We start from the raw sequence: 8,656 nt of genomic DNA, 5'->3' as shown, positions 1-8,656 counted from the left end.
GCATTGAAAAATCATGCTATAACCCTTAAAGCTTTACAGGAATTTAGAAAAGAAAATCCTGATATGAAGTATATAGGGGATTTGATGAATCAGCATCATCTTATTCTAAAAAATATTCTTAAAATAACTGTTCCGGTAATAGATAAAATGGTAGATAGTGCAATCGAAGCTGGGGCTTATGGAGTTAAAATTGTTGGATCAGGTGGAGGAGGTAGTATTGTCGCTATAGCTCCAAAAGATAAGGAGCAATACGTTGTAGAAGCTATTAAACGAGAAGGTAAAACAGCTTATATTGTAAACGTAGACTCTGGAGCAAGAGTTGTTTAAAGCAAGGAGAAATTATGCATGAAAATTTAATCATTTTGGCAGGAGGAGCGTCTTCACGAATGAAGAAGGCGATAAAAACCGGATTAAGTACAGACTTAACAGCGCAAGCTAATACGAGATCAAAATCTCTTATTAGTATAGATGCAAGTGGGAGACCTGTGATGGATTATCTTTTGTATAATGCTAAAGAGGCAGGGTATAAACATATATTCATTGTTATTGGAGAAAAAGAAAACCTGATAAAAGAGTTTTATGGAGATAATCCTGGTGGAAATAATTTTCATGGTCTCACTATTAACTATGCAATACAATATATCCCAAAAGATAGAGAGAAACCTTTTGGAACCGCAGATGCTCTTCATCAGGCAATCACACAATATCCAGAACTGAATAGTGAAACCTATACCGTTTGTAATAGCGATAATTTGTATTCTGAAGCTGCTTTAAAAGCTTTACGCAGTACCGATCATGTAAATGCTTTTGTGAGTTATGATAGAGATACGTTGCAATTTAGTTTGCAACGGATAGCTCGATTTGCTCTGGTATCTTTGGATGAAGAAGGGTTTTTGAAAAATATAATAGAAAAACCATCAGTCGAAGACAGTGAGCTCTATAAAGATGGATCTGGTAAACTTCGAGTAAGTATGAATATTTTTAAATTTAATGGAGCCATGTTTCAGGAATATGTAGTGAATTGCCCGGTTAATGAAAAAAGGAATGAAAAAGAACTTCCTACAGCACTATTAAATATGGTAAAAGAACATCCAACATCAATTATTGGGATACCGATATCAGAACATGTGCCAGATCTAACATCAAAAGAGGATATTGCTATCCTTAAAGAATATATTGAGGAATACTATGTCAATATGGATTGGAGCCGATAAGACGTTTCGTATAATCTTTTAAAAAAAAGGTTGATCATAAAAGTTCACCTTATCTAGATGAATCTTTTGATGATTAATATTCTTTGTATGTTTGTTTAAAATTTTGTTAAAATTGATTCTTATTCCTGATTAGAATACATATGAAAGCTATCTACTCGTTTGTTGTATTAGGATGTTTTATGTCTACTTTATATTCTATGCAAGAACTAAAAGCAGAACAGGATACCTTTAAAAATTCATTACAAAATAAAACATTACAGGAATTAGCAATTGAGTTTTGGAAAGGGAAAGACCTCGATTCTGTTTATAAACGAAAACTTGCGGATACTTATATTTTTAAAGCGAAAAAACAGATTAATAATGAAAGGATAGCAGATGGATACCAAATGTTTCTTTCTATCTACAAAAAGCAACCTAAAATATCATTACTATATGCAGACTCTATAATAGAAATAACAAAAAAGTTACGAAATAACCATTATCCTTCTACAGGATATATGATAAAAGGAAATATATTAAGTACAATAGAACAACATTATGAAGCATTAGAAGCATATTTAGTTGCTAAAGAATATGCGGAAAGGAATAACAATAAACGACAATTGATTGGTTTAAAACATAATATTGCATTGTTAAAAACCATTCTGGGAAAAGAGAAAGAAGCACTATTGGTGTATAAAGAGAATTATAATTATTTAATGAAACAGGAGAATAGTGTTTTAAGACGTAGTCAGATTTATGTAGCTACGTTGTATAAATTGTCTGATAGTTATAATCGACTTAAGCACTATGATTCGGCATACTTTTATCTTAAAAAAGGAATAAAAGCTAGTCTGTCTAATACTTATAAGCATCATTACCCGAATCTTTTATTTGCTTACGGAATCAATAGTTACTATAGAGAAGAATACCAATCGGCTATCGATAGTTTGGATAAAGCATTGATTTTATCTGAAGAAGATGTCAATGATGTAAATGTAAGAAAGGGGTATCTGTATTTGGGGAAAACCTATTTGCAACTAAAAGAAGAACGAAAAGCATTACAATATTTAAAGAAAGTAGATGAAATTACTAATGAGTCAAATTATAGATTAGAAATAAGAGAAGCGTTTACATTATTGCTTGATCACTATAAAAAGAATAAAGATCAAAGGAATCAGTTAGAAATAATGAAAAAACTGTTACGGTATGAAAACGTTTCTAATATAAAATATAGCCGATTAAATCACTCCATTGTAAAAAAGTACGATATACCACAGTTGATCAAAGATAAAGATCACTTGATAAGTGAAATTAGAAATGACAATAAAGTTTTAACTTATAAGTCAATAGCGTTTAGTGTCTTTTTGATCATAATTGTAAGTTCTTTATATATCTATTTTTCTAAGAAAAGAAAAAATAATTATAAAATTGAATTAAATAGGGAATTAGAGAAGGTTAAAGTTTTGGAGAATAAAGAGAGGAAGAGTGTGAAGTCAAGTAAGAATTTTTCAACTAAATTAAAAAAAGAAATACTTGAGAAGTTGAACGATTTTGAAGATAATAAAGGATATTTAAAAAACGATCTTACTTTAAATAAGGTTTCGAAAAACTTAAAAACAAATTCTACCTATTTATCCAAGGTGATTAACATGGAGAAGAAAAAGAATTTTGCAAATTATATTAATGATTTGAGAATTGGATATTGTTTACAACAGATAGAGCAAAATAAAAATTTTAAACATTACTCGATCAAGTCAATGGCAAAAGAAGTTGGTTTTAATAACCTACAATCTTTTGTTACAGCTTTTTCTAAACAAAAAGGATGTAATCCTGCAGAGTTTATGAAAAAGTATGGAAATTAGTTTGGGCTGCTTGTATTTGTAGTGAAATAAGGTGAAAATTTATAAATTTTGACCTGTAAATGATTTTTAATAGATGCTACAAGATTGTTTCTTCATTACTTTTGATGCATCCATTAATACAAAAGAAACCATGAAAAGAAAGAGTAAAATTAAAATCAATCTTCAAAAAATTAAAATAACAAAATTAGATAACCCGATGATATATGATGTGAGAGGTGGTGGTTTTCAAGAAATCGGTTCCATACTTAATAATCTTTGTAATAGTGATGGTTGTGATTCTGAGTCTCCTTGTAATGTTGAGGAAACAAAATGTAGTTTTATTAGGAAATAGTAATGATGTAACTAATCTAGGTTAAAATAAATAACACAAAAGCCCAAACTACAGATTATAGTTTGGGCTTTTTTATTAGAGAGTTTTAACTAATCAATCTCTAAGAATACTTCTTGAAATTACGATTTTTTGTATCTCGCTGGTACCTTCATATATCTGTGTGATTTTTGCATCTCTCATTAATCGTTCTACGTGATATTCTTTAACAAAACCATTACCACCATGAATTTGTACAGCTTCTATACTAACATCCATTGCAGCTTGAGACGCAGCTAGTTTTGCCATAGCACCAGATAAGTCATAGTTCTCATGGTTATCTTTGTCCATTGCAGCTTTATAAACTAACATACGGGCAGCTTCAATCTGTACATGCATGTCGGCAAGTTTAAAAGCAATTGCTTGGTGATTCATAATTTCTGTGCCAAAAGCTTTGCGAACCTTAGCATATTCTTTTGCTAATTCATATGCTCCAGCTGCAATCCCTAATGCTTGTGCAGCGATTCCTATACGACCTCCGGCTAATGTTTTCATAGCAAACTTAAATCCAAAACCATCTTCACCAATTCGATTTTCCTTAGGAACTTTTACATCGTTAAATATAAGAGAATGTGTGTCACTTCCTCTGATTCCTAATTTATCTTCTTTTGGTCCAACTTCAAATCCTTCCCATCCTTTTTCAACAATAAAAGCGTTGATGCCTTTATGCTTTTTTTCTCTATCTGTTTGAGCAATAACTAAATAATAATCGGCAGAATTACCATTGGTAATCCAGTTTTTTGTTCCATTTAGGATATAGTGGTCGCCTTTATCAATGGCAGTTGTTTTTTGAGAAGTAGCATCACTACCCGCTTCAGGTTCAGATAGGCAAAAAGCTCCTATTGATTCTCCTGTAGTAAGTTTAGTTAAATATTTTTCTTTTTGCTCAGCATTTCCAAAAGTGTCAAGGCCCCAACATACCAAAGAATTGTTTACAGATACAATTACAGAACAAGAGGCATCTACTTTGGATAATTCTTCCATTGCCAAAACATAAGAAATAGTGTCCATTCCACCACCACCATACTCTGGAGAAGCCATCATTCCTAAAAATCCAAGTTCTCCCATTCTTCTTACTTGTTCTTTAGGGAATTCTTGTTTGTTATCACGTTCGATTACACCAGGTAATAGTTCTGTTTTAGCAAAATCACGAGCTGCGTCGCGTATCATTAACTGCTCTTCGGATAATTTGAAGTCCATAATTTTCTTTATAATTTACTGTGCGTGCATAACACGAAATTTTCACTTTCAATGAAAATAAATCGAGATAATCACGATTTTGTTATTAATACCACAAATATAAGCTATAATATGATAGTTTTACTGTTTTTTTGATTTTTTGAGATAATCATTTTTTAAGATAAAGTATAGGAGATTTGTATAAGGGATGTAAAAATGCCATGGATTATTTTTTTTGAAGTAAAAAAACTGCTGTTTAATTACCATAATTTTATTTTTATTTAAGCTTTTGCCATGTTTAGTTTTTTATATTTGTGAAGTCGCATTTAGACTATAATTCGATTTATTGTAATATCTGGTAATATGGCTCAACTCTAACCTCCGTAATGGAGGATTATTTAATTAAAAAGATAGGATAAAATGAGTATGTTGTTTTTTAAAATGTTTTTTTTAAAAACAATTGGTTATTCAATAAATTGAAATTTTAAGAATGAAAGAGTTATTAAGTAAATACGAGAATAAAACACCCGAGATAGTTTTTAATTGGAAAGATGCTGAAACTGAAGCAGAAGGATGGACAGTTATAAATTCATTGAGAGGTGGTGCTGCAGGTGGAGGAACCAGAATGCGTAAAGGATTAGATATGAATGAGGTTCTTTCTTTAGCAAAAACAATGGAAGTCAAATTTACAGTATCTGGCCCTGCAATAGGAGGAGCCAAGTCGGGGATTAATTTTGATCCCGATGATCCTCGTAAAAAAGGAGTTCTTAAGAGATGGTATAAAGCTGTATCTCCTTTGTTAAAGAGTTATTATGGTACAGGAGGAGATCTTAACGTAGATGAAATCCATGAGGTTATACCTATTACCGAAGAATGTGGAGTATGGCATCCTCAGGAAGGTGTATTTAATGGTCATTTTCAACCAACTGAAGCTGATAAAATAAATAGAATAGGTCAGTTACGCCAGGGCGTAATTAAAGTATTAGAGAATACCATGTTTTCTCCCGATGTTACCAAAAAATATACTGTAGCAGATATGATTACAGGGTATGGAGTTGCAGAGGCGGTACGACATTATTATGCCATTTATGGCGGTGAAGTAAAAGGGAAAAAAGCTGTAGTGCAAGGTTTCGGTAATGTAGGATCCGCAGCAGCATATTATCTTTCTGAGATGGGAGCAAAGATTGTGGGGATAATTGATCATGCTGGAGGACTTATTAACGAGGATGGTTTTTCATTTGAAGAAATAAAACAATTGTATTTAAATAAAAGAGGAAATAAACTGTATAGTGAACAGCGCATTCCTTTTGATGAAATGAATGAAAAAATATGGTCCTTGCAAACCGAGATTTTTGCCCCTTGTGCAGCATCTAGATTGATTACCAAAGATCAAATTACCAAAATGATTGATTCTGGTTTAGAAGTTATTTCATGTGGAGCCAATGTCCCTTTCGCTGATAGCGAAATATTTTTTGGACCAATAATGGAATACACCGATGAGCGCGTAAGCCTGATTCCAGATTTTATTTCTAATTGCGGAATGGCAAGAGTATTTGCTTATTTCATGGAGCGAAAAGTACAAATGACTGATGAAGCTATTTTTAAGGATACTTCAGAAACCATAAAGAAAGCGATTCAGGATACTTATAATGAAAAACAAACAGAAACTAATATCAGTAAAACGGCGTTTGAGATAGCTCTTAGACAGCTGATATAATATTAATTGTATTAACCGAGTAAAACTATGTTCAAGTATTTTTTAGGGAGCAGTCCGAAATGGTATAAAACCGTAATGATCGGATTTTTGATTTTTAATGTATTTTCTTTTTTCCTTTTCGGAAAGACGATAACAGCCTGGATATTTATTGGTGAATTTATTTTTACCCTTGCAATGGCGCTTAAATGTTATCCGTTACAATCAGGAGGGTTGTTGGCAATAGAAATTTTAGCATTAAGATTGACTAATTCTTTTCCTACTCCAATGTTAGATGCAGATCATAACCCAATCCTTAACCATAAAGGAGAAAAGATTATGAGTGGAGTTTATGTTGAAGTAGTTCAAAACTTAGAGGTAGTTTTGCTATTGGTTTTTATGGTTGCAGGTATATACTTTATGAAGCCTTTATTAATGTATATTTTTAGTAAAGTATTTACCAAAATAAAATCTAAAATGGTATTGTCGCTATTATTTGTATTTCTAGCGGCAGTACTTTCTGCATTTTTGGACGCCTTAACAGTGACAGCTGTTTTAATTAGCGTTGCAGTAGGGTTCTATGGAGTATATCACAAAATTCATTCTGGATCGGGAGATTATGATGAGAGTGGTGTGTTAGATAGAAAAGAATTAAGTGGAGAAACTTTAGAGCAGTTTAGAAGTTTTTTGAGGAGTTTAGTGATGCACGGTGTTGTAGGTACTGCCCTAGGAGGTGTTTGTACTTTGGTTGGTGAACCTCAAAACTTATTGATAGGAGAACGAATGGGGTGGGATTTTATACAATTCTTTTTAAAAATGGCTCCGGTTTCGTTACCAGTGCTAGGAGCAGGATTGGTCACAACAGTAATTTTAGAAAGCACAAAAACATTCGGGTTTGGAGCAAAATTACCAGAAGTAGCCAGAAAAATTATAGAAAATTATACAGAAGATGAAGATGCAAATAGATCTGATAAATCAAAATATGGATTAATAGTACAGGCAATATCAGCATTACTTTTGATTGTTGGTTTAGCATGGCATATAGCGCCAGTTGGTTTTATAGGGTTGGCATTAATTGTTGTTCAAACTGCCTTTATGGGGATTACAGAAGAGCATCAATTAGGAAAAGCTTTTGAAGAAGCACTTCCGTTTACCGGTCTAATCGTAGTTTTCTTTGTTATAGTAGCGATGATTCATGATCAACATCTTTTTACACCAATTATTGATTGGGCCTTGTCTTTAGATCCGAGTCAACAACCTTCTATGTTTTATGTTGCTAATGGAGTGTTATCGATGATTAGTGATAATGTTTTTGTTGCAACAGTATATATAGGAGAAGTTAAACAAGCTTTTGATAATGGAGCAATTTCACGAGAACAATTTGAAAAATTGGCAATTGCAATCAATACAGGAACAAATTTACCTAGTGTTGCAACACCTAATGGTCAGGCAGCGTTCTTATTTTTACTAACCTCTTCTTTAGCACCGTTAATTGGATTATCCTATACCAAAATGGTAAAGATGGCTTTTCCATATACTATAGTGCTTGGAGTGATTGGTTTATTAGGAGTAATATATATGCTATAAGAATAATAATAACATACTTTACCTACAGAAATAACGTTAGTATACTAACACTAAATTAACAAAATCAAAATGACGTATATACCAATGCTTGGTGCTTTAGCCCAAAATACCCCAGAAATTGATCCGCAAGTAGAAGAGAATTCATTATCCATTATGGATCTTTTACTTAGTGGTGGAACAGGAGCAATCGTAATCATATCGATTCTTTTTGTGTTACTGTTTGTCGCAGTGTATATTTATTTTGAAAGAATTTTTGCCATTAAAGCAGCTTCAAAATATGATGAAAGTTTTATGGATAAAATTAAAGATAGCGTAGTAAGTGGTAAAATTGAAGCCGCAAAAATTTTATGCGCACAGACGAATAATCCTATAGCAAGATTGACCGAAAAGGGGATTTCGAGAATAGGTCATTCGCTAGAAGATATTAATAAAGCAATCGAAAATGCTGGTCGATTAGAAGTATATAAATTAGAAAAAAATGTTAGTATTCTTGCTACAGTAGCAGGAGCTGCTCCTATGATTGGTTTTCTAGGAACAGTAATTGGTATGATTTTGGCATTCCATAATCTGGCATCAAGTTCAGGAACTGCAGATATGGGTGTTTTGGCCGAAGGTATTTATACGGCTATGACAACAACTGTTGGTGGACTAGTAGTAGGAATTGTAGCCTATATAGGGTATAACCATTTGGTGGTTCGTACAGATAAGGTGATCCACAGTATGGAAGCAAATGCTGTAGATTTCTTAGATTTATTAAACGAACCTGCATAAT

Annotated in this window: 8 protein-coding genes (1 of these 8 running past the window's edge); 7 read left to right on the top strand and 1 reads right to left on the bottom strand. The window is 32.5% G+C overall.

Going from position 1 to position 8,656, the window contains the following annotated elements:
• The 4 genes from ATE84_RS23630 to ATE84_RS23615 all read left to right on the top strand — a co-directional run.
• Positions 1-327 carry the 3' portion of a mevalonate kinase gene (locus tag ATE84_RS23630; protein ID WP_101450261.1) on the top strand. The gene continues 747 nt to the left of window position 1, outside the view, so the window shows 327 of its 1,074 coding nt (coding positions 748-1,074); its start codon lies beyond the left edge, outside the window; it ends in the stop codon at positions 325-327.
• 14 nt (positions 328-341) lie between these two features.
• On the top strand, positions 342-1,214 hold the full coding sequence (locus ATE84_RS23625; RefSeq protein WP_101450260.1) for a sugar phosphate nucleotidyltransferase: 873 nt from the start codon (positions 342-344) through the stop codon (positions 1,212-1,214).
• 140 nt (positions 1,215-1,354) lie between these two features.
• Positions 1,355-3,058: an AraC family transcriptional regulator gene (locus ATE84_RS23620; RefSeq protein WP_101450259.1), complete on the top strand. Its 1,704-nt coding sequence runs from the start codon at positions 1,355-1,357 to the stop codon at positions 3,056-3,058.
• Between the two features lie 73 nt (positions 3,059-3,131).
• On the top strand, positions 3,132-3,389 hold the full coding sequence (locus ATE84_RS23615; protein WP_101450258.1) for a hypothetical protein: 258 nt from the start codon (positions 3,132-3,134) through the stop codon (positions 3,387-3,389).
• Positions 3,390-3,482: 93 nt separating this feature from the next.
• Here the strand turns inward: ATE84_RS23615 and ATE84_RS23610 are convergent, their stop codons facing one another.
• Positions 3,483-4,625 carry an acyl-CoA dehydrogenase gene (locus tag ATE84_RS23610; protein ID WP_024772014.1) on the bottom strand — a complete coding sequence of 381 codons (1,143 nt, stop codon included), beginning with the start codon at positions 4,623-4,625 and terminating at the stop codon, positions 3,483-3,485.
• A 469-nt stretch (positions 4,626-5,094) separates the two neighbouring features.
• Here ATE84_RS23610 and ATE84_RS23605 point away from each other — a divergent pair, with 469 nt between their 5' ends.
• From ATE84_RS23605 to ATE84_RS23595, 3 genes are all read left to right on the top strand, one after another.
• Complete coding sequence (locus ATE84_RS23605) at positions 5,095-6,321, top strand: Glu/Leu/Phe/Val dehydrogenase dimerization domain-containing protein (RefSeq protein ID WP_101450257.1); 1,227 nt, start codon at positions 5,095-5,097, stop codon at positions 6,319-6,321.
• Between the two features lie 27 nt (positions 6,322-6,348).
• Complete coding sequence (nhaB, locus tag ATE84_RS23600) at positions 6,349-7,884, top strand: sodium/proton antiporter NhaB (protein WP_101450256.1); 1,536 nt, start codon at positions 6,349-6,351, stop codon at positions 7,882-7,884.
• A gap of 84 nt (positions 7,885-7,968) precedes the next feature.
• Entirely contained in the window at positions 7,969-8,655 is a 687-nt protein-coding gene (locus tag ATE84_RS23595; RefSeq protein WP_101450255.1) for a MotA/TolQ/ExbB proton channel family protein, read from the top strand.
• Position 8,656 lies beyond the last annotated feature (1 nt).

It is taken from the genome of Aquimarina sp. MAR_2010_214 (assembly GCF_002846555.1).
Lineage (GTDB): Bacteria > Bacteroidota > Bacteroidia > Flavobacteriales > Flavobacteriaceae > Aquimarina.
The sequence above is the reverse complement of the archived record's forward strand: the minus strand, read 5'-3'. Positions and strand labels throughout refer to the sequence as shown.

Bases quoted from the DNA above. Each gene is read 5' to 3' on its own strand.
- ATE84_RS23615 (WP_101450258.1), top strand. From the start codon at position 3,132: ATGCTACAAGATTGTTTCTTCATTACTTTTGATGCATCCATTAATACA.
- ATE84_RS23625 (WP_101450260.1), top strand. From the start codon at position 342: ATGCATGAAAATTTAATCATTTTGGCAGGAGGAGCGTCTTCACGAATG.
- ATE84_RS23620 (WP_101450259.1), top strand. From the start codon at position 1,355: ATGAAAGCTATCTACTCGTTTGTTGTATTAGGATGTTTTATGTCTACT.
- ATE84_RS23595 (WP_101450255.1), top strand. From the start codon at position 7,969: ATGCTTGGTGCTTTAGCCCAAAATACCCCAGAAATTGATCCGCAAGTA.
- nhaB (WP_101450256.1), top strand. From the start codon at position 6,349: ATGTTCAAGTATTTTTTAGGGAGCAGTCCGAAATGGTATAAAACCGTA.
- ATE84_RS23610 (WP_024772014.1), bottom strand. From the start codon at position 4,625: ATGGACTTCAAATTATCCGAAGAGCAGTTAATGATACGCGACGCAGCT.
- ATE84_RS23605 (WP_101450257.1), top strand. From the start codon at position 5,095: ATGAAAGAGTTATTAAGTAAATACGAGAATAAAACACCCGAGATAGTT.